Genomic DNA, 21,774 nt, shown 5'->3' with positions numbered 1-21,774 from the left:
TAGGTTGCTTTTGATTGATTAAAAATGAGGAGCCAAAATCTCTTTTAACACATTCACACTGTGTGCAAATTTTTCTTTCTCCGTGTCGTTCAGTGTGAGCTCCATTACTTCTGTTGCGCCATTTCGATTCACAAGGGCAGGTACACCAATGTAGACATCTTCTGCTCCGTACTCTCCATCTAAGTAAGTGCTGACAGTTAAAATGCTGTTTTCATTGTGCAGGATCGCTCTTGTAATGCGGGCTAAACTCATTGCTACGCCGTAATAAGTGGCGCCTTTTTTCTCAATGATTTGGTAAGCGGCATGACGGACATTTTCCATGATTTCATCTAAGTCTTCTTGTTTGTATTGATCATTTCTCTTCATTAATTCTGTAATCGGCACACTTCCAATATTTGCATGACTCCAAACAGCAAGCTCTGTATCTCCATGCTCGCCAATGATGTACGCATGCACGTTGTGTGCCGCTGCGTCAAAGTACTCACTGAGCATGTATCTAAATCTTGCCGTATCAAGCGTCGTACCACTGCCAATCACTCGTTCTTTTGGAAGACCACTGAATTTCCAAGTCGCATATGTCAAAATATCGACTGGGTTTGTGGCCACTAAGAAAATACCGTCGAATCCACTTTTCATCACGTTTTCTACAATGCCTTTAAATATATTTAAATTTTTCTCAACAAGGTCAAGTCTTGTTTCACCTGGCTTTTGGTTTGCACCAGCACAGATACAGACGATATCTGCATCCTTACAATCCTCATAATCTCCATACCATGTATTCACAGGATGCGGCGCAAATGCTTTTCCGTGGTTTAAATCCATCACGTCACCCATTGCTTTGTCTTGATTCAAATCGATGACAACCAATTCATCTGTGATTGCTTGATTTATTAATGTAAAGGCATAACTGCTGCCGACGAAACCTGCTCCAATAAGGGCTACTTTGTTTACTTTTTCGTTTGTCATTTATCTCATCCTCCTGAGTAAAACTAGGCTGTTTTTCTTATGTGAAGTATTTCACATTCTTATTGTGCAACATTTCACAAACTTTTGCAAGAGGGCTGCTCAAAAAAAATATGTAGCGAATTTGTGAACACATTTATTGTGCTTTCAAAGCGCCCGCTCCATACATATTTCCACAAGAAAAAAGCTGCCAAACGCTCGTCGGCAGCTTCCTACATATTTAATAAGGTCCCCAGTTGATCATGACCCCGATACAAATAAATACAAGACCGATGACAAACCAAATGAGGGCAAGCGGCACCATAAAACGCAGCCACTTTACATAAGGAATACCACTTGCAGCAAGCACAGCCATCAACACACCGGAAGTCGGATTGATACAGTTGACCACCCCTTCACCAAGCATTACCGCTTCTACAGCGACCTGTCTTGTGATGCCCATTAAATCAGCGAGCGGCGCAAGAATTGGGATAAAGACAACGGCTTCTCCTGATCCTGATGAAATCAAAAAGTGAAGAAGCGCACTCGCAATATACATCCCGATCGCACCAGCGATGGGACTAAAGCCTGTCAGCATACTCGCCAAGCCATTGACCACTGTATCAAGCAGCTTCCCGTTTTCTAAAATGACCGAAATACAGCGTGCCATCCCAACAATAAGTGCGCCGTATACAAGGCTTTGGCACCCGATAATAAACGTTTTCGCAATATCATTGGCAGCTAATCCGCCGAGCAGTCCAGCGACGATAGCCATAAAAATGAACACACCCGCCATTTCCTTATCGGTCCAGCCAAGCTGAAGTGCGCCATATAAGAAACCTCCAAGTGACAATCCGCACACCGCTAAAATCAGCTTATGTCTGCCAGTAAATGCAGGCTTGTCCACAGATTCCGCATCGGCTCCGCCAAGCCCCTTAGCAGGAAACCATTGATCGCCAAGAATGCTTCCCTTTTCTTTATTCTTCAGACGTCTTGTATATAAATAGATGTACACAATACTAGAAATAAGAAAACAAAGATAAATAATGACACGCAGGCCGATGCCAGAAAATATCGGCAGCTCTGCAATTGTTTGTGATAAACCTAATGGAGATGGAGATAAAATCGTTGCGTTAAACCCTGCATAACAGCCGATGTATATGACAGCGGCTCCTGCTACAGCATCCCATTTCAAGGATCGTGCCACAATGATGCCGATTGGAATAAACCCAATGACAGAATTCACGACAATTCCGGTCGTTCCAAGGACTGAAAATAATCCCCCAACAATACAAATAAACAATAATTGCTTCGTTTGAAACCGGCTGATGACATGGTGAATCATCCCGTTAATAGCACCTGTCTTCTCCAAAATGGCAATGGTTCCGCCCGTAAATAGAATCAGAAAAATAATAGAAGAGGACCCTACCATTCCTTCTTGTATCGCTGTGAAAAAGCCAACTGGACTCACTGGTGATTGATCAATACGGTGATAGCTGCCAGGAACGGCTGTTGTGATCTCCCCAGATGTCTTTCGGTCAAACTCACCCGCTGGTACAAAATACGTTGCTATTGTACAAATCAGTGCAATCATAAATAAGAGAACATACGCATCCGGCATTTGAAGTTTTCGTTTTTGTTTCTCTGGTGCTGATACTGTCGCTGTTTTCATGTGTCAAAACCCCTTTGTCCCGATCGGAATTTCACTTAATTTTCAGAATAATCAAATGATGTGTTATATTATAAACACTGTTGATATTTAAGATCAATATTATTTCACTAAAATAATGTTTTGACAGATTATCTGTCAGCAAGGAGGCTTCTCATGACAACTTTGACAAACGAAATGAAACAAACCGTGACAGACATCTTTGAACACTTGCATGCCCATCCAGAAATCAGCTGGGAAGAAACAGAAACGACTGCTTATATTGAAGATATATTGAAAAAATTGGGCTGCAAAACTCAAACATTTGACGACTGTACAGGGGTGATCGGTGAAATTGGAGAAGGCGCACCAGTGGTCGCTGTGAGAGCCGATATTGATGCACTTTGGCAGGAAGTAGATGGTGAGTTTCAAGCCAATCATTCATGCGGCCACGATGCACACATGACAATGGCTCTCGGCACCTTCATGGCATTAAAGGAAAAAGAACGCCCGAACGGCACGATCCGTTTCATCTTTCAGCCTGCCGAGGAAAGAGGCGGCGGTGCGCTGAAAATGATTGAAAAAGGTGTGCTCGCAGATGTCGATTACTTATATGGCGTACATGTGCGCCCAATCCAAGAAACATTAAACGGACGCTGCGCTCCTGCTATATTGCACGGATCAAGTAATCATTACGTCGGCACCATTATTGGCGAGGAAGCGCACGGTGCACGTCCACACCTTGGCGTCAACGTAATAGAAGTGGCTTCAACCCTCGTGCAGAGACTCGCGCATATCCATGTCGATCCAAGAGTCGCGCATTCTGTCAAAATGACCAATTTACATGCTGGCGGGGGCAGCTCAAACATCATCCCAGGCAAAGCCTCTTTTACATTAGATGTACGGGCACAAACAAACGAAGTGATGGATGAACTAGAAAAAGAAATTGAAAAAGCGGTTCATTCTGTAGCGGATGCCTTTGGCGCTTCCATTACACTTTCAACAGACCATCGTCTGCCTGCCGCCACCTTAAATGAAGAAGCTGTCCAGATCATGTCTCATGCAATTGAACAGGTTTTAGGCAAAGAGCAGCTTGATCCCCCGATCGTCACAACAGGTGGAGAGGACTTTCACTTTTACGCAGCAAAGCTTCCGCATATCAAATCCACGATGCTCGGTTTAGGCTGTGATTTAAAGCCCGGTCTTCATCATCCGTATATGACCTTCGACCGCTCTGCTATCTTTACTGGCATTGAGATTTTGACCGAGGCTGTCTATCAAACACTCCAGCAGCATTCATCATAAATGAAAAAGCCACCCGCCTTCTCTTCAGGGCGGGTGGTCTGCTTTATATTACGCATTCAGATCTGCCATGGCTGGAACGTTGATTTCTTTCACGCAAGATACCCTTGATAAATGAATCACACATCTCGCAAGCTCCACAATATCCTGAACAGGGATTCTCGTTTCATCATAAAGAGTGATGGCCTTTTCGGCTCCATCTTCATACGGAACCTCCGCCGCAAGTTCTCCTGGATTGATACAGGTGACGGATATTTTATCTTTCCTCACATGCTCTCTCAGTGCATTCACAATTCCGCGCAGGCCAAATTTAGATGCAACAAACGAGACCTGCGGCAGGTTCGTATGATCGAGACCCGCCGTTGAGCCAATGACGATGATTTTTCCATTCTCCGATTTCCTTACGTGAGGAAGCAGTGCCTGGATGTACGTAATGGTTGAGGTGACATTCACATTGATTAAATGTGCAATATCCTCTGGCTGATCGTGATCAAAGGAATAATCGTCTTCAAAGCCTCGTTTTTCCCATAAACCGACGTTATAGATGAGTACATCAATCGTCTTGTTCTCAAGTGCTTCGAGCATATAAGGGATATGTGTTTCGCTTGATAAGTCGATTTTCAGCCAAATTCTATGTACACCGTCATCTATGTTCAAACTGCTTGGTTCACTTCGCGACACAATCCAAACTGTATCTCCACTTGATGGAAGACCCTTTACAAAAGCATCTCCTAAGCCTTGACTTGCACCGAATATGATATAGTTTTTACTCATAGCTCCTCCTTCTAGGACACACAAACTGTAAGCGTTTTATATCTATATCATACAGATTCTAAGAGACCGGCGCCCCTTTTATGCTCGTCTTCACTTATTGATTGGCGCAGCTACTGGATTTCCTTTAATTCGACTGGTAATGCACGTGCCTCTATAAAGTTTATGACCATTTCTGTAAAAAGTTCTTTCTTTTCAAAAGTAAATGTATGCCCAATACCGGGAACAACGACGCCTGTTGCCTTCGGATGTGAATTCGTTATTTTTTTTGCTGACCGTTTCATGATGCCTTTTTCTTTTTCTCCCACTGTGACAAGAATGCGTGCCTTCGCTTGCTGAAACGTGTCTGGGAGCTTGTAATGGAGGTTTTCCTGAAACATCGTAAGAAGGGTTTTCTTTTGCAGATGTTTCGATTCCGCCGCATAATGATGCAGTACATGTTGCGGGAGCCCCATCTTTTCGGCTTGGAGCTGAATAAACCAATCTTTCTTTAATAATGGATACGTCACTGGCAAAAGGGGCCTGACCATGAAGTGGAGCCATGGCAAAGGCATTACAAGAGCGCTATTGATAACTGCTATGTCTACGATATCCGGCTCTCTTGATAACACATCAACGGCAATCTGCGCACCTAAAGAAAATCCAATCAGAATCACTTGACGGCCATTCGCGTTTTCCTTGATCCATGAGATGACTTCACGGGTGCTTTCATTCATTGAAAATATCTGTTCTTTTGCTCTTGTCCCGTGTCCAATGAGATCAGGGGCAAAGCATTCATACGTGTTTTTCAATATTTCAACCTGCTCCTGCCACATCCAGCTGCTTACTCCTCCACCATGCAGAAAAATCATGATTGACTTATCCATCGCCCGACAACTCCATCCTTCTATATAAGAAAAAAGCAGCCGCTTTTTGAGCAGACTGCTTTTTCAACATGCTCCCTTCTATTATAAGGGAACCACTACATCATTGACTATTTTTTCAAATCCTCAATGGAGTTTACGTTCTTCATATATGTCGGGACAACTAGCCCCATTCGAAGACCTTTCATACTTGTACCAAGGTCATCATATTTTCCTTTAAACTTCGCTGCATACGTTTTATGCGTATTTGGCAGCCAAGCGGATAATGATGCATCCGCACTTCCGGTTGCAATTGCTGTCCACATCGGACCTGCTTCAACCTGAGTCAAAGTTACTTTAAACCCGAGTTCACGCAATACTTCTGCTGCAACATTGGTACTTGCAATCTCACTATCCCATGCAACGTAGGCAAGATTCACTTTTCCACCATTCGACTTTTTCACGCCTTTTGTCCATTTCGCTACTTGGTCTTTATGTTTTTTCACATATTTTAAGGCGGCATCCTTTGGTTTCACACCATCTTGGATATCAATCATGACTTCGCCCATGTCATCTTGAGACCATTTAAACTGACTAAGCATTTTAGCTGCTTCCGGCTGATCCTTCGCAAAGCCTTTACGTGAAATCGTATGAATTTCTTCCGCTTCACCGTAAGATTTTTTTGGATCATCTAAATATTTTAAATCATAGCGGGAAAACATCCAGTGTGGATTCCAGCCAGTGATAATGATTGGTTTTTTACGGTCGTATGATTTTTTGAGCGTTGCCGTCATGGCTGCACTTGATGCAGACACAACCGTCCAATCCTCTAAGCCATAATCCTTTTTGGCCTGATCGGTTAGGGCCATAATACCTGAACCCGGATCAATCCCAATAATCGTTTTATTGACCTGCTGTGCTGCACTTGCATTTGAATCCGATTGTGCACCGCAAGCGGCTAGTAAAAAGACGAGCAGGGCGGTCATCCCAATGTAGAGAGACTTTTTCCACATTAAGCATTCCCCCTGGTTTTTTTCGTTTTAATGTTTTGTGTAATACGGTCGAGTGTAATCGCCACAATAACAATGGCAATACCTGCTTCAAAACCAATACCTGTTTTCAGCTGCGTTACCGCACTATATACTTCTGAACCAAGTCCTGGTGCACCTACCATTGCGGCAATAACGACCATGGATAGAGCCAGCATGATACTTTGGTTAATACCAGCTAAGATGGTTTTTGTTGCAAGTGGAAGCTGAACTTTGAATAAACGCTGGAATGTCGTTGAACCAAAAGCTTCAGTTGCTTCAATTAAATCCGCTGGTACTTGTTTAATACCGAGAATGGTCATACGAATCGTTGGCGGCATGGAGAAAATAACCGATGCCACAACCCCAGGAACAACCCCAATGTTAAAGAAAAAGATCGCTGGTAATAGATAAACGAATGCAGGCATTGTCTGCATTAAATCTAAGATAGGTGTCACAATTTTACGCACAGTTTCCTTCTGTGATGCCCAAATACCGATCGGAACCCCGATCACAATGGAAATGACCACAGCGGTCAAAACGAGTGCAAGTGTTTGAAGCATTGGATGCCAGTAGCCTAAATAGTCGATCAGTAAAAATCCAATAAGTGTGAAAAGAGCAACTCCTCTTGTACTGATCCACCAAGCAATGCCGGCAAAGATAAGGGTTAAAATAATGGATGGAATGACGCCAAGTGCAGCTACAATTCCATTTACTGTTCCAGCTAATCCATTTGTGATGCCATCAAAGAAACCACCAAACGTTAATGTTAACCAGTCAACAAATCGATCGATATAATCCGCGAACGGAATTCTAGGTAAATCACTCATACTAAACATCTTATTCTACCTCCTGTGCAGAAGGCTCTTGTGTCTTAATTTCCTCTAGCTTGTTAGAAGACATGTTGATATATTCATCATTACCTGATAATGCACCAATCAATGCACCTCTGACCACAATGCCCTTCATTCTGTTTTTCTCATCTACAACTGCAATTGGAATGTTTGCCGCATCAGACACTGCATCAAAGATTTCTGTTAAATACGTTGATTCCAATACTGTGGTAAATTCTTTATCAAGAACAGTTTCAAGCGACGCTCCCGTTTCTGCTGCTTTTTTCGCTGCTTGTGCAGAAATAACACCTAATAAATGCTTTTTCTTATCTACTGCATAGATAGACGAAATCCCAAGGTTTTTCATGAGCGTAAGCGCAACACGTGCCCCTTTATCGATCTGAACTGTTTCTGCACGTTTCATAATATGACCAGCGGTTAATACTTTAGAAAGGTCAACATCTTCAACGAAGCGTTCAACATATTCATTCGATGGGTTCATCAGAATTTCTTCTGGTGTTCCGATTTGAACGATATTTCCGTCCTTCATGAGTACAATGCGGTCACCAATACGAAGCGCCTCATCTAAATCATGGGTAATGAAAATGATCGTTTTTCCTACAGATGTATGAAGCTCAAGCAATTCATCCTGCATATCTTTCCGAATTAATGGATCTAGTGCGCTGAATGCTTCATCCATTAATAAAATGTCAGGGTCATTTGCTAAAGCACGTGCCAATCCAACACGCTGCTGCATACCACCACTTAATTGATTTGGGTATTGCTCTTCAAAGCCTTCAAGTCCAACAAGCTTTAAAGATTCAAGCGCTTTTGATCTGCGCTCTTCTTTATCTACACCTTGCAATTCAAGACCATACTCTGTGTTCTCAAGAATTGTACGGTGCGGGAACAATGCGAAGTTTTGGAAAACCATGCTGATCTTTTTCCGTCTGACTTCACGCAATTGATCCTTTGACATATTTGTTATCATATCCCCATCAATATATATTTCACCGGAGGTTGGTTCGATTAACCTGTTTAGCATCCGCACAAGTGTGGACTTTCCGCTCCCTGATAGCCCCATGATGACAAATATCTCGCCGTCATAAACATCAAAATTTGCTCGATTGACACCAACAGTTGCGCCGGTCTCTTTTAGGATTTCTCTTTTTGTTTTCCCTTTTTCAAGCATTTGAGATGCTTTTTTAGCATTTTTACCGAAAATTTTAGATACATTATTTATCTTGATTTTGATATTTCTCTCTTCAGAATTCATATTTTCCCTCCAAATTAGCATCTTTATAACCGTAACATAAGCGTTATGATGCGAACAATCTTTAGAATTCGCTTATTTCCCCACAATATGTATGAATTCCATATAGAGGTCTGGTCATTAGAGTTTATACGCCGTATTACTCGTAAATCCTATAGAATGCTTCATAAACTACATATTTTACGGGGTATTTCCTCTCATCAGACAATATTTTACTGGAAATTCCTAATTGTGCTAAAAAATAAGTCGAATCCTCGTTATAGCGGTTTTTTGAATCATGGGCGAACCATTCCCCTGAACAGGATTTACCCGAAAATGGTCACATAAAAACCTTTTTTCTCAAATTTTATTTAAATTCATAAAAAAACTGCCTGCAACTTTAGTTACAGACAGCTTGTTTTTTTAGGACTCCAGGGCAGCCCGCTTAATATTATCTTGAAGCTCAAGCATACGTTTTGTTCCATCTTCGCGTAATCGCTTGTTCTCTTCTTCGATCTGTTTCGTCTCTTTCATCCCTTGTACAATTGTATTAAAGGAAGATTCGATCGTTTCAATGTCGATGCTTGGACGGCCAGATAATTTGGCAATCTCCACACTTTGACTTGAAATGTTTTCAGCATTTCGTTTCAGCATTTCATTTGTTCTTCTATCCAGCTCACTCATAGAATCAGCCACAAGCTTTTGTCTCTTCGCTGTAACAGCTTGAATGATCCCATTTTTGAAAATTGGAATCGTGATGATGAAGGCAGAGTTGATCTTCCCGATTAATTTCGTATTCCCGCGCTGAAGCAAACGGATTTGCGGTGCTGTTTGAAGCGCCACCATTCTTGCCATATCAAGGTCATACACACGCTCTTCAAGCGCTTGAATGCCATTACGAAGCGTATCAAGCTCCATCTGCGCAAGCTGGTTTCCACTAGCTGCTTTTTCTTCATATGAAGGAACCAATTGCTTTAATTCTTCGATTTTCATTTGACCGGCCACGACATACTTTTCAAGCTCCATATAGTATTGAATGTTATGCTCATACATTTCTTCAAGCGTCACAGTCGATTTGGTCATTTCATCTTTATATTTACTAATTTCTACATTAATTTTTTCAATCTCTGCACCGAGGGTTTGATATTTACTAAAAATCTTTTCGATCATGCTGCCGCCGCGCTTAAAGATTTTTGACAACAAACCACCCTTCGGTTCGTCAAAATCATTTTTATCAAAGCGATCCATAATCTTGCCAAGCTGCGTCAGCATTGTTCCTGAGTCAGTGACACTTGTTGAACGCATCATTGAAAGGATACGATCAGAGAACTTAGAGATTTCAACGGCCGGCTGTTTTCCGTATTCAAGAAGTTCCAGCTGATTTTTCGCATCGATCTGTCTCGCAATATTTTGCACTTCTGGTTCGTTTCGAAGCTGAACGCGAATATCGTCTGCCTTCTCAATCGTGATTTCCTCTTTATCAATTGAAATGATGTCATTTCCGTTTGTATTTGTCATAAGCTTTGATCTCCTTATCGGTTTTTAATGGATTGAAATAACTTTCTAACGATGGACGGCTCTTTAAACTCCTGGTTCATGACCATCTCATCAAGCCAATGGGTATCAAATAATTGGTCATCGATATACCGTTCGATACACTGATATCCCGCCGGATGATATACGAAGAGATCCACACCCATTTCATTTAGGAAAATCAGGGCGGCCGCATCAGAGCGAGTCAGCTCACCATTATATTCTGTATGGTATAAAATCACTTTCGGTACGGTTTGTGCGTAATCAAAGGTTTGAATCAGTTCAATGAGATCCTGGCTTAAATGCAGAACCTGCTTGAATAAATAAATACGGACATCTAATTCGGTTTCATTGCCTTCTTTTAATAGCTTCGGATGCTGACAGATTCGAGATATCGCCTCTGCAATCGCACGCTGCGTACCCTCATATAGATGAGAAAACTGCCACACATTGCTTTTCATTAATAAGTCAGGATCAATCTCTCCAGCAGAAGAAAGTGCATGCTGATAATGAAATTGATAATTCGATGTCACTTCTTTCGTAAAAGGAAAATGGCGAATGGTCTTCGTCTCTTTCCCTTCCATTAACGTGTGAATGCGATCCCAGTATTTACGCTTGTCTCGTGTGACACCCATCATTTTCGCAAAGAGGTTTGGAATCTGTATCGTGTCTCGGTCTGCTTTGAAATTCGGGCGGATAAAGGATCGTTCCTTTGCAATTAAAAACAGCTCATCATACGTTGTCTTGAGTGTAATGGAATGAGGAGTATGATCTCTGAATTGCCACGGCTTATAGAGCATTGAATCTTCCGTGTGAAGCACCTCTTCAAGCTCTCTTGTCGAGCGGTACGCCACCGTTGATTTCCTCTCAGGCTTTTCAGCAGGGAACGGCTCAAGCTTTGAAGTTCCCGGGTACTGATCAATAAAAGTCAGCTTTTCTTCTGGATCTAATTCGCGGAACGAATCCTTGCCTTCTGGATGAAATAGGACAACATCACAGCCAATCAGCATGACATAGTAAAGAAAATAAAGCTGACTTTTATTCGCCTCTCCATACCAAATAACAGCCGGCATTTTTTCTTCGATATTGACTTCCTTCAGCCATGGACCTAGATGATTATTTGAAAACTTCACGACATCCAGCAGGACCCGGCGGAAATCAGGATGCTGAAATCCACCCTCGTGCAGCTGCTTGAAATGCTCAAACACCTTGATCAATGAAAGACGGATATGCCGGTTCATCACAGGGTTTGGATGGCGTACAATCAGCTGTTCACCATCTAAAAAAGCCACAAAGCGATTTACGGACAATCCCTTTTCTTCTTGGTTAATCAAATGAATACGCTGCAGTGCTTGAAAATGCTCCGGCTCAATATGGCGATTGAGTGTTTCACTTAAAATATGCATGCCGTCTGTTTCGTATAATTCATGTAAATAAATAAAATAATCGGTTGCATCATGCGGAGTTCCAAGGACCCGGGCGGCGAGACGCGGCAAGGACAGCGTATGCTCGTCCTTTACATAACCGTCTCTTTCAGGGAGCGGCTTTTTCAGCACGTTTTTCCAGGCTTCCTGCTCCGCCCGTGTATGGGTGACATTGATTTCTTTATAACTCACGCCGCTCCTTCCTTTCTCCTATATTTTCTCGAAAGCTACTACTATCATATCATTCAGCCTTCTACTTCTGCTATCGAATCGAAGGCTTTTTTGCGTTCATCATCTGCTCGATGACACAAGCGGTGATTTCATCTGCTGCGGCCATGCCAGATGCTGCTGTCGGCTCAAGTTCTGGATCAAAGCCTAGAACTTCTCCATGTCTTGGGGCAAAGCCCATATCTGACTGACGAATGAGCCCCGCATCTAACAGGGAATCACCCGCACCATAGACGTATTCTAGCTGCAGCCTGTCCTTTAGAAAAGCAACAGCATCCCACTTATTAAGCGGCTGGGGAATAAAATAAAGCTTCCGTCCCTGAAGAGAAACCTGCCATCCTCTCTCCTCACCCCACAGCTTCAATTCAGCAAGCGGAATGTGAGATAGATACTCCTCTTTCATAATCAAATAAAGGAATCTTCCCTCTGCTGTACGGGTACGCTTCACCCATGCCGCAACTGGAAGCTCGGAGATCGCCCTCAGCATCTCTCTGACTGGCATACACTCCCTAAGTCTCTCATCAACAATGGCCTGCCAATCCTCAAGCGGCTTGCCATGATGAAGAATACAGCCCCCGTTTGTTGTGACAGCATACTCAGGTTTAAGCTCTTGCTCAAAGAAGGTGATTCGTTCATACTGTGCAGTTGTTCTTGTCGTCACTGGAATGAACCAGCCTGATTGATGAATCGTATGCAAAGATTTTTTCGTTTCAACAGACATATAGGAAAGCGGCCTTTCGTCCAGCACCTCAACTAAATCGTACTCTCCTTCATACGCATACTGCTCAAGCACTCGATGTGAGTAAATCAGCGTCCGGTCTAAATCACTGGCAAATGCATATGTCTTCATGACGTTTGCTCCAGCGGACGAATTAATCCACAGCACGTGTAGGACATATTGGCATATTCAATGACAGGAACACCTCTGTCCTCAGCCAAAAGCAAAATATGCTTCAGCTTCTCCTGAGATCCAGGCTGAATTAAGATTTTCCACGGGATTCTTCTAAGCAGCACGCGGGTCGTCTCACCAACACCCGGCTTAATCAAATGGGTATTTTCAATTTGAAACTCCTGACCGATTGCTTCAATGGATGCCATTCCCCGCCAATCTGCCGGCGTCCCCTGCGTAAGGATGGTTTCTGCTTTCTCTTGTACATTTGGTTCAAGGCTGGAAAATGCTTCTTCAATCGTATCCACATACAGATTGGACACATCCTCATCGAGCAGCTCTTTATAATACTTTGCCCCATGGAAATCATCGGCATTGATCCAGCGGTTGTTTAGTACCGTACGACTGACAAGTCCAGACACCGTCGAATTCAGGCAGGCACTTGGAATGAGAAAGTCCTCTCTCGTTCCGTATACATGTGTACAATAGCCGGGGTCTGCCAGCACAGCCAGCTCACTCGAGAGACGTACACCATACTTTCTTTCAAAATCAAAAACAGCTTTTTGGAGCTCTTTCGAAATCGCACCTTTTCCAGTCCATCCATCGATAAAAGCAATTTCAAAACCTGGATGTTCTTTCAGCATATAATGCAGTGCATTCTCGTCTATTCCGCGGTCGCGAATAATAGAGATGCTGTAATGAGGCAGATCGACACCATACGTCTTTCGAATATATCGTTTGATCAGCACCCCGATCGGTGTCCCCGCACGCGCCAAACTGCAAAGCACGGTTTGGAAGCCTCGCTTCTTCACAATCTGTTCTGCTACAACAGCTACTGCTTCTGCTACCTTTTCCTTACTTTCTTCAAGAGATTGATAGAATAAAGTCATATAAGATGCCGTTGGTTTGTACTCAATTGGCAGCATTTCTGAATAATGTGCACCGCTCTGAATTGAACGCTCCCGCTCTTCTGTACTTTTCTCCATCTCAATAGAGGATAAATCTTTGAGTAAGAAGGTTACATCCTGCTCTGGATAGCTCCCCATCTTTGTATACACATTAGCCATTCACCTTCACCTCGTCTGATAAAGTCACAATATGCACATGCTTCACATGCCGCTCAGCAAATAAGTGAACAAGCGGAAGCAATGCCTCCTGAGAAACCTTTTTCTCAAAAAAGAGAAATACATCATCATATTCACCTTTTGGAATGTTGTACACGTAGTGCTGAATTCGGGCATCCTCTGGATTCATAAAGGTAAACCCATTTTGGACAGCGTATCCATCCTTTTCGACTGGGTGAATAGGACTTCTCGTTGTTGAATGAAAGAGAACACCTTGCCCCATGTGTGCAGACAGTCTCATCGGCACATACATCAGCTCACCTGTCCCTAAGCAGAGTGTTTGTTTTCCTTTGCGTTCCTGCCGCAGCCTCAATCCCGCTTCAGCAGCTGCTTGGTCGAGCGCTTCCGTATCTGCTGCCTTTAAACCAAAACGGCCCGTTTCATGTATATATGGCGAATGACCCGCCGAATTCGCTGCATGAGAAAATGAATACGGCACTTGCTTAAAGAAAGATTGAAGAGAGTGAAAAGAGAGACTTGGCTGATTCTCTTGCTCCGCAATCTCATACGAATAAGCTGGCTCATCGAGCGTTTTGCCTCGAAAAATCATCTGCCCTTTTAATAAAGACAATGATGTAATGTGAATTCCAAGCTCTTCTTCAAGCTGGCACATGGCTTTCTCATGCTCCTCCGTCCGCCAGTCCAAAATGGAAAGAATGGTATAAGAATGCCTCGGGTACTTTGCATGAAGGTCACGAATGATGTTGATATTGGTACGGCCTGTCGTGACTTCATCATCTACTAACACGATGGGGCGGTCTGTGCGAAGTAATGCTTCGTCTGCATAACAAAGCTGATCTGTTGCATGCGAATGTTCTTCTTCAAATACCAATGACGGATCAAGACCCAGCAGCTGTTCACGTGTCGTATGAATGTATGATGCGCCTTCTATCACATCATACACACCATGTCCAAGGGCTGTTGCCGTTTCCGCAAAGCCGATGACGACAGGCACATTGCCAGCTGAAAGCTTTTCTTCTTTGAGTGTTTCATAGGCTGCCGTTAACACCGTGTGATCATCCGTCTTGAGTGCCTCGACGATAAGATCTTGGTGCGGGGGCGTCTTTCCCGTTTGCGCTTTGGCATATGCCATCGCTAAAAGACCCGAGACAAGAAGCGGTTTTACTGGATGAACAGGAATATGCTTTCCAAGCACCTTACTAACAAATAAAAAGGCTCTTTTTTTGTTCACCCTTGCCGCCATCTCAAAAAGATGCTCTTTTTCCAGCTGGAGCGCACCTTCTTTGAGGTCAAGCTCAACCTCCATATGTTCCAAGATGTTCAGCGTATGCCGCTTCTGATTCTGTGAGTATGTCGATATAGCTTCTATTTTCATGAAACACCCCGTAAATGTCTGACTTAATTAATATGTGCTCTGCCCACCTGTAATGGGGCTTCGTTTCATTCATCTTATTAGAAAAGGCACTCTTCATCACGCCAACTGTACCGTCAGCATGTTCCAGAATGCTTAATGCATCCAAGTACTCTTCCTTTGTCACAACGTACATGCTTTGCACTGGCTTGAGATGTGTTGGATGGATCACTGTCTTTCCATGTATGCCGTTGGCTACATCGAGTCTTGTCTCTTTGAGTAAACCTTGTACGTCATCGAATTCAGATAAGGACAGCTCACCGCCCTTAGAAAGCGCACGGATGAATGGTTTTTGTTCCTTTCGCGCAGAGCCAAAATGCTCCCATACAGCACCTGATACAACAAAGGAACGGCCAAAATAATTGATAATATCTGTGATCAAATCAGCAATCAATCTGATTTCATAAATGGTGGTGTCGCGATCACGGCGAATGCCATATAGGCCGCAAAGATCCGTTGCCCCAATACGAATATTCAAAATATATTCTTCATCATTCAGCATGATCTGCTTTAACTCAGACAGCACCGTATATCTTGTTTCTTTTTCTAATAAATCGGGTGTTTCCAAAATGGGCATACCGTACAGCGTTGTCTTCGTTTGTGCGGACGCCTGTTTCAAGCTGTCCAAATAATCCTTCGCATTATGAATAGAACACTTTGGAAATACAAAACCCGTCAATAAACGAAGAGATGAACCAAGCAAAGCTGCCATTTTGAGCAGCTGCTTCGGCGAACGAACCCGGATAAATAAAAGCGGCATTTGTTCAGCCATTTCAGGTGTATGCGTTAATTTGTCCGACAGTTTGGCGAGTTGTACCACTAGATTCTGTTCAGCCATTTCCACTTCTTGATCACCGATGGCATCCTCTAAACAAAATACAACAGAGCAAAGCGCTTCATATTTCTGCGACAGCAGCATGTCTGCTATATCCTGTCTTGTCGCAGGCATATACAAAGTAGCACCTAATGCATGCGCAAGTACGTGCCTTGGCGTCATCAAATGCATCGCCCCCGGCCGTTTGAAAAAAATATCGCGCTGCCTCGCCTCTGATAAAAACTCAAAATACCGCATGCTGTGCCACCTCCTGTTGTTGAGAGAAAATCGAACAAATGACTTGATGATTCAAAAAAGGATGGAGCCGCTAATCAACTCCATTCCTTTTTGATCGTCCTATTCTTCTTTTGAAGCCGCAGCTTCGTTTGTCACTTCTTGATGTTTCTTCTTATTGATTTTATGAACAATAAACGTTCCGATAAATGCTAGGATAATAATCGCAAAGAATACAAGATGCGGGATTTCAATGTGAGCAGCACTCAAGCCCATTTTGATCGCAATGATCCCGATGAGAATAAACGCTGTATTCTCGAGCTCTGGAATACGGTCAATGAGAACAAGGAATAACTGCGCGACTGTACGCATCATGAGAATTCCAAGCATTCCGCCTAATAGTAGAATCCATACTTCCTCAGATACAGCGAATGCTGCAAGAATACTATCAACCGAGAAGGCAAGGTCCATAATTTCAACAGAAATAACGGTTGCCCAGAACACACCAAAGACACGAACCATCCAGCCTTCTTTTTTCAGTTCCTTCGCTTCATCATCGCCGTCACCTAACCAGAAGTGCTTAATAACAAGCCATGCTAAGTAAGCAGCTCCGAGGACCTTAATCCACCAGAACTTAATAAGCAGCATCCCTACGCCAATGAATAGAAAACGGAAGAAATAAGCGCCAATTAATCCGTAGGTTAATGCCTTTTTACGCTGCTTTTCTGGTAAATGTTTCACCATTACAGCTAATACAAGTGCGTTATCTGCAGATAACAATCCTTCAAGCACGACAAGCGTCCCAATAAGCCCCCAAGAGACAGGGTCTGTTAATACCTCTGCCCACATATGCCAATCAAAAAACGAGGCATATGTATCCAACATATGTTTCAAAATGTCCAACTGGTTTTCCTCCTATAAGTGTAGAAGCATCAGCAGGCTTTCGCCTGCTGCTATTCTTGATCGCTGTTTCTTTCTCACTTAGGAAAGGCCCTCATATGAGCTTTTGACAGCACCTCTTGAATTGATTTGTTTCTCTTATTTACACTTCTAACCCATAATTTTGACAAAGAGCTGCAAGTCCGCCAGAGAATCCGCTTCCGATCGCGTTAAACTTCCAATCACTTCCGTGTCGGTACAATTCACATACCACAACAGCTGTTTCAATTGAGAAGTCTTCGCCTAAATCGAAGCGAATCAATTCTTCCCCGCCCTCTTCATTTACAACACGAACAAATGCATTAGAGACTTGTCCAAAATTTTGGCTGCGCGCCTCTGCATCATGGATCGTAACTGTAATTCCGATACGATCAATGTTAGCAGGAATTTTCGAGAAATCAACGAGAATTTGCTCGTCGTCTCCATCTCCTTCACCCGTCCGGTTATCACCTGTATGAGTGACACTGCCGCTCGGATGCTGAAGGTTATTATAGAACACAAAATCTGTATCTTGCTGACAACGATTGTTTGCATCCACCAAGAAAGCCGAAGCGTCCAAATCAAATTCGGCTCCGCCAGAATATTTATTCGTATCCCAGCCAAGACCGATCATCACTTTCGTCAGCCCTGGGTTGGTTTTGGTTAAATCGACACGTTGTCCTTTTGAAAGCTGAATCGCCATATTCGTATCTCTCCTGTCTTTGAAAATAGGAAGTTATCGTTATCCGATATCTAAGCCAAAGTCCGTTGCAATGCGGGCAAGACCGCCTTGATAGCCTGATCCGACAGCTGAGAATTTCCATTCCCCGCCATGACGGTATAATTCACCTACAATAATGGCTGTCTCAATTGAGAAATCCTCCGCCAAATCGTAGCGAATGAGTTCTTCATTCGATGCTGCATTTAAAATACGTACATATGCGTTAGACACTTGTCCGAAATTTTGACTGCGTGCTTCTGCATCATGAATCGTAATGACAAATGAAATCTTCTCAATACTTGCTGGTACAGCTGCAAGGTCAACATTGACCTGCTCGTCATCTCCGTCCCCTTCGCCAGTGCGGTTATCGCCTGTATGTACGACACTTCCGCCTCCGCCAGTTGTTTGGTTGTAAAAGACAAAGTCAGATGGAGAGCTTGCTTTACCTGCCGCATCTAAAAGGAATACACTTGCGTCTAGATCAAAGTCATGTCCGCCGTCATACTTATTGACGTCCCAGCCAAGACCGACGACTACTTTTGTTAAACCCGGATTCGTTTTTGTTAAATCAATTTTTTGGCCTTTCGCTAAAGAAATTCCCATTAGGAACCTCTCCCTTCTGTTTAAATATAGTTTCTCGTAATATCGGCAAGCTTCGCATCATTTGTACCATTTCCAAGCGCCGCAAACTTCCACTCATTCTCTTGGCGATAAAGTTCTCCGACGATTAACGAAGTTTTTCCTGCATAGTCATCTTTTAAATTATATTTCACTAATTCTTGATTGTTTGAACGATCAACGATGCGAATGTAAGCATTTTGAATCATACCAAAGTGTTGGTTTCTTCTAAGGGCATCATAAATGTTGACGACAAACACCAATTTATTCACATTACCCGGCACCTTGCTCAAGTTGACGAGGACTTGTTCATCATCTCCGTCTCCTTCACCAGTCAGGTTGTCACCTGTATGCTCCACACTGCCGCATTTGCTTTTTAGGTTGCCAAAATAAATCAAATCTTTATTTTCCGTAAACTTATCATTTTTCAGCATGAGCACTGAAGCATCACAATCAACATCAGCGCCGCCTCCGCCGCCAAACAGCTTCCCTAAAAATCCGCCGCCTTTTGATACAGGGTCCCAGCCAAGTCCAACAAGAATATTTGTTAGCCCTGTTTTCCCTTTTGTTAAATCAATACGTTGACCTTTTTCTAATGTAATCGCCAAATCAATCACTCCTCCAGCATAATAAAAATCTATTTATTAAGCGATGGACCCTATTAAAATCATCATACATGAAAATTCGACAAAATTCATGAAATGACATTGGAGCCTCTTACTCTTTTTTCTATTTACTAGTATATACGATCTATGTTCAAGATAGGTTTCAAACACTTTATATTTTTTTAACGAAAGATGCACATTGGAAATGGTTCATGTCGTTAATGAAGTGTTTCATGTGAAACATTGTCGAAAGTTCCCGATGAACAGCTCTTGCTGATAAGGAGTGTATTGATGTGGTTTCATATGTTGATATAGAAAAGATAAAAGAAAAGGATCAAAGGATAAACCCTTTCGTTTCCTTCCACCTATGGATTTCTTTATACTTATATTCAGCATGTTGATGAAAGGATGTTGATGATGCCATCACTTCATATATTAGATCAAGTCGCCATTCCTAAAGGTCAGACAGCGCAGGAGACATTGATTCACACAACGCAGCTGGCTCAGCTGGCTGAAACGCTTGGATATGAGCGCTATTGGTTCGCTGAACACCACAGCACAAGAGGGCTCGCTAGTACAGCGCCTGAAATATTAATGGCTCATATTGCGGCTCATACATCGACCTTGCGTACCGGATCTGGCGGCATTTTACTTCCTCAGTACAGTCCTTTTAAAGTAGCAGAGGTCACGCGGCAGCTTGAAGCCCTTTATCCTGGACGGATTGAGATTGGTGTCGGCAAATCTCCGGGCGGTATTGAAAGGACGAGACTCGCTTTGACGGACGGCTTGCATAAAGACCTGTCTCAGTTTGACCGCCAGCTGAAGGACCTTCTTTTTTACTTATCAGACAGCCTGCCTTCTGGTCATCCGCATGCAGGCGTGAAAGCTGCTCCGCTTGTTGATGCTCATCCGCCGGTTTGGCTGCTTGGGCTGGGAGAAAATAGTGCCATGCAGGCGGCGGAGCTTGGAATCAACTATATTTTTGGCCACTTTATCCATCCTGCACGCGGCACACAAGCATTTGAGACGTATCGATCACACTTTTCTCCATCTGTCTTTTCCAGCCAGCCACAATCTATGTTTGCCATCTTTGTCATCTGCGGTGAAACAGATGAAGAAGCAGACAGGATCGCCAGCAGTACAGATTTATGGCTGCTGCGTGTTGAAAAAGGACTGGACAGCCGCGTTCCTTCTATAGAAGAAGCAAATGCCTATCACTACACCACACAGGAAAAGAAAAAAGTGCTGCAAAACCGCCAGCGGATGATTGTCGGCTCGAAGGAAACGGTGAAAGAGCAATTACAGATCTTGATGGACCGCTACCAAACGGATGACATCATGATTCTGAACAATTCCTTTGATCCGATTGAAAAACAACGTTCCTTCAAGAGAATAGCAGAATTATTTTGAAGCCAGCTTTCCAGGCTTCTTTTTTACATTGTCATAAAAAATGGGAAATGTAACATCAAGATGTCAAAATCCTTCCGTCTGTCATCTGATCGCAAATGTGTCTTCTAATCGTTAGCGAACTGTAAACGCATAAGAGGTGTACCTTTTATATAGTAGAGGTACATATTCAATGACCGGTTTACGCCGCTGAGAAAGAAGGAGATGACAGACATGAAAAAGAGACTCGATTGGGTAGATGCAGCTAAAGGAATTGGCATTCTGCTCGTGGTCATGGCGCATGTGCCCATTCCAGATTCGCTCAAGCAATTCATTTACTCTTTTCATATGCCGCTTTTCTTTTTACTATCAGGCATGATGTTTCGATCATCCTCATCCCCTGCTCTGTCATTTATTCAGAAAAAAGCCAAAAGCTTACTCTTGCCCTATCTCTATTTCTCCATCATTACGTATGTATTTTGGTTCTCCGTTACCCGCTTCTTCGCATTCAAGGGACAAACGGATATTGATCCCTTCGTTCCGTTTACAGGTATTTTCATATCCAATGCAGATGAAGCAAGACTCACACATAATCCAGCGATTTGGTTTTTAACAACGCTCTTTTTAGTGGAAATTTTATTTTTCTTTATGCATCGTCTGACAAAAGGAAAACCCGCTGCCGTGATCTTGCTGACTGTTCTTTGCGGAAGTGCTGGATATGCCTCTACCTTGCTTTTAGATCAAAGTCTTCCTTGGAACGCCAATGTCGCCTTGACGGCTGTTGTGTTTTATTCAATTGGATTTTTAGCAAAGCAATGGTTTGTGGAATTAAAAACAGATCCAACCCTTCTGTTATGTACAGGTCTGCTTGTGCTGACGGCTTACATGCAGAGCTTTAATTCACGGATCGATATGCGCGTCAACGACTACGGTGATCTCTTTATTTTCTATGCATGTGCTCTGCTCGGTTCAGCTGCCGTGATTTATTTAAGCTTTAAATTGAAAACTTCCCCTATTTTGACGTATCTAGGGCGAAATTCTATTGTCATTCTTGTCTTGCAGTTTGCCGGCATCGATATCATGAAAGCATTTGTTTTTTATGGACTTGGTATCAATATTGCTGATACAGCACAGCTCTCTTGGACACTTTTTTATACGATCGGCACATTGCTGCTCATGGTGCCATGTATCTCCTTCCTGAGCAAGTATCCGATGCTGCTCGGCAAAACAGCCAAAGCGGCACAACGCTACGAACAAAAAACATCCGCCGGATGAACAGGCGGATGTTTT

General features: G+C 43.1%; 20 protein-coding genes. 3 read left to right on the top strand and 17 right to left on the bottom strand.

Annotated elements, in window-relative coordinates; translation table 11 throughout:
• Positions 1–18: 18 nt before the first annotated feature.
• On the bottom strand, positions 19–966 hold the full coding sequence (locus NSQ25_RS01700; protein WP_070326655.1) for an L-lactate dehydrogenase: 948 nt from the start codon (positions 964–966) through the stop codon (positions 19–21).
• Positions 967–1,183: 217 nt separating this feature from the next.
• On the bottom strand, positions 1,184–2,614 hold the full coding sequence (locus tag NSQ25_RS01695) for a YfcC family protein (RefSeq protein ID WP_034283233.1): 1,431 nt from the start codon (positions 2,612–2,614) through the stop codon (positions 1,184–1,186).
• A gap of 153 nt (positions 2,615–2,767) precedes the next feature.
• Between NSQ25_RS01695 and NSQ25_RS01690 the strand changes: the two genes are divergently transcribed.
• Positions 2,768–3,895, top strand: a complete 1,128-nt coding sequence (locus tag NSQ25_RS01690; protein WP_070326653.1) for a M20 peptidase aminoacylase family protein — start codon at positions 2,768–2,770, stop codon at positions 3,893–3,895.
• A gap of 48 nt (positions 3,896–3,943) precedes the next feature.
• Here the strand turns inward: NSQ25_RS01690 and NSQ25_RS01685 are convergent, their stop codons facing one another.
• From NSQ25_RS01685 to NSQ25_RS01615, 15 genes are all read right to left on the bottom strand, one after another.
• Complete coding sequence (locus tag NSQ25_RS01685; protein ID WP_120208445.1) at positions 3,944–4,666, bottom strand: SDR family oxidoreductase; 723 nt, start codon at positions 4,664–4,666, stop codon at positions 3,944–3,946.
• Between the two features lie 110 nt (positions 4,667–4,776).
• A complete protein-coding gene (locus NSQ25_RS01680) occupies positions 4,777–5,529 on the bottom strand; it encodes an alpha/beta hydrolase (protein ID WP_120208447.1) in 753 nt (250 codons plus the stop codon).
• A 107-nt stretch (positions 5,530–5,636) separates the two neighbouring features.
• Positions 5,637–6,518, bottom strand: a complete 882-nt coding sequence (locus NSQ25_RS01675; protein ID WP_034283229.1) for a glycine betaine ABC transporter substrate-binding protein — start codon at positions 6,516–6,518, stop codon at positions 5,637–5,639.
• Positions 6,518–7,363, bottom strand: a complete 846-nt coding sequence (gene opuAB / locus NSQ25_RS01670; RefSeq protein WP_034283343.1) for a glycine/proline betaine ABC transporter permease subunit OpuAB — start codon at positions 7,361–7,363, stop codon at positions 6,518–6,520. The genes NSQ25_RS01675 and opuAB overlap by 1 nt, the downstream gene beginning before the upstream one ends.
• A 10-nt stretch (positions 7,364–7,373) precedes the next feature.
• On the bottom strand, positions 7,374–8,642 hold the full coding sequence (opuAA, locus tag NSQ25_RS01665) for a glycine/proline betaine ABC transporter ATP-binding protein OpuAA (RefSeq protein ID WP_034283228.1): 1,269 nt from the start codon (positions 8,640–8,642) through the stop codon (positions 7,374–7,376).
• Between the two features lie 399 nt (positions 8,643–9,041).
• The gene (locus tag NSQ25_RS01660) at positions 9,042–10,136 is read right to left on the bottom strand and encodes a toxic anion resistance protein (protein ID WP_034283225.1); all 1,095 of its coding nucleotides are present in this window, start codon (positions 10,134–10,136) and stop codon (positions 9,042–9,044) included.
• 14 nt (positions 10,137–10,150) lie between these two features.
• A complete protein-coding gene (locus tag NSQ25_RS01655; protein WP_326136082.1) occupies positions 10,151–11,767 on the bottom strand; it encodes a YceG family protein in 1,617 nt (538 codons plus the stop codon).
• A gap of 70 nt (positions 11,768–11,837) precedes the next feature.
• Positions 11,838–12,653 (bottom strand): HAD family hydrolase, encoded by an 816-nt coding sequence (locus NSQ25_RS01650; RefSeq protein WP_120208450.1) that lies wholly within the window; start codon positions 12,651–12,653, stop codon positions 11,838–11,840.
• Complete coding sequence (locus NSQ25_RS01645) at positions 12,650–13,759, bottom strand: cysteine protease StiP family protein (RefSeq protein ID WP_041116548.1); 1,110 nt, start codon at positions 13,757–13,759, stop codon at positions 12,650–12,652. The genes NSQ25_RS01650 and NSQ25_RS01645 overlap by 4 nt, the downstream gene beginning before the upstream one ends.
• Positions 13,752–15,083, bottom strand: a complete 1,332-nt coding sequence (locus NSQ25_RS01640; RefSeq protein WP_046313743.1) for a phosphoribosyltransferase family protein — start codon at positions 15,081–15,083, stop codon at positions 13,752–13,754. The genes NSQ25_RS01645 and NSQ25_RS01640 overlap by 8 nt, the downstream gene beginning before the upstream one ends.
• Positions 15,073–16,260 carry an HpcH/HpaI aldolase/citrate lyase family protein gene (locus NSQ25_RS01635; protein ID WP_034283217.1) on the bottom strand — a complete coding sequence of 396 codons (1,188 nt, stop codon included), beginning with the start codon at positions 16,258–16,260 and terminating at the stop codon, positions 15,073–15,075. Before NSQ25_RS01635 ends, NSQ25_RS01640 begins: the two co-directional genes overlap by 11 nt.
• Positions 16,261–16,359: 99 nt before the next feature.
• The gene (locus NSQ25_RS01630; RefSeq protein ID WP_034283214.1) at positions 16,360–17,139 is read right to left on the bottom strand and encodes a TerC family protein; all 780 of its coding nucleotides are present in this window, start codon (positions 17,137–17,139) and stop codon (positions 16,360–16,362) included.
• Positions 17,140–17,278: 139 nt separating this feature from the next.
• Positions 17,279–17,857, bottom strand: a complete 579-nt coding sequence (locus NSQ25_RS01625; protein WP_007498343.1) for a TerD family protein — start codon at positions 17,855–17,857, stop codon at positions 17,279–17,281.
• A 39-nt stretch (positions 17,858–17,896) separates the two neighbouring features.
• Positions 17,897–18,478 carry a TerD family protein gene (locus NSQ25_RS01620; protein WP_039176267.1) on the bottom strand — a complete coding sequence of 194 codons (582 nt, stop codon included), beginning with the start codon at positions 18,476–18,478 and terminating at the stop codon, positions 17,897–17,899.
• A 20-nt stretch (positions 18,479–18,498) separates the two neighbouring features.
• Positions 18,499–19,101: a TerD family protein gene (locus NSQ25_RS01615; RefSeq protein ID WP_326136083.1), complete on the bottom strand. Its 603-nt coding sequence runs from the start codon at positions 19,099–19,101 to the stop codon at positions 18,499–18,501.
• Positions 19,102–19,515: 414 nt separating this feature from the next.
• Here NSQ25_RS01615 and NSQ25_RS01610 point away from each other — a divergent pair, with 414 nt between their 5' ends.
• On the top strand, positions 19,516–20,508 hold the full coding sequence (locus NSQ25_RS01610) for an LLM class flavin-dependent oxidoreductase (RefSeq protein WP_061110418.1): 993 nt from the start codon (positions 19,516–19,518) through the stop codon (positions 20,506–20,508).
• 210 nt (positions 20,509–20,718) lie between these two features.
• Positions 20,719–21,759: an acyltransferase family protein gene (locus tag NSQ25_RS01605; protein ID WP_061110419.1), complete on the top strand. Its 1,041-nt coding sequence runs from the start codon at positions 20,719–20,721 to the stop codon at positions 21,757–21,759.
• Positions 21,760–21,774 lie beyond the last annotated feature (15 nt).

The sequence above is a fragment of the Bacillus sp. FSL R5-0512 genome (genome assembly GCF_038593295.1).
Lineage (GTDB): Bacteria > Bacillota > Bacilli > Bacillales > Bacillaceae > Bacillus > Bacillus safensis.
The sequence above is the reverse complement of the archived record's forward strand: the minus strand, read 5'-3'. Positions and strand labels throughout refer to the sequence as shown.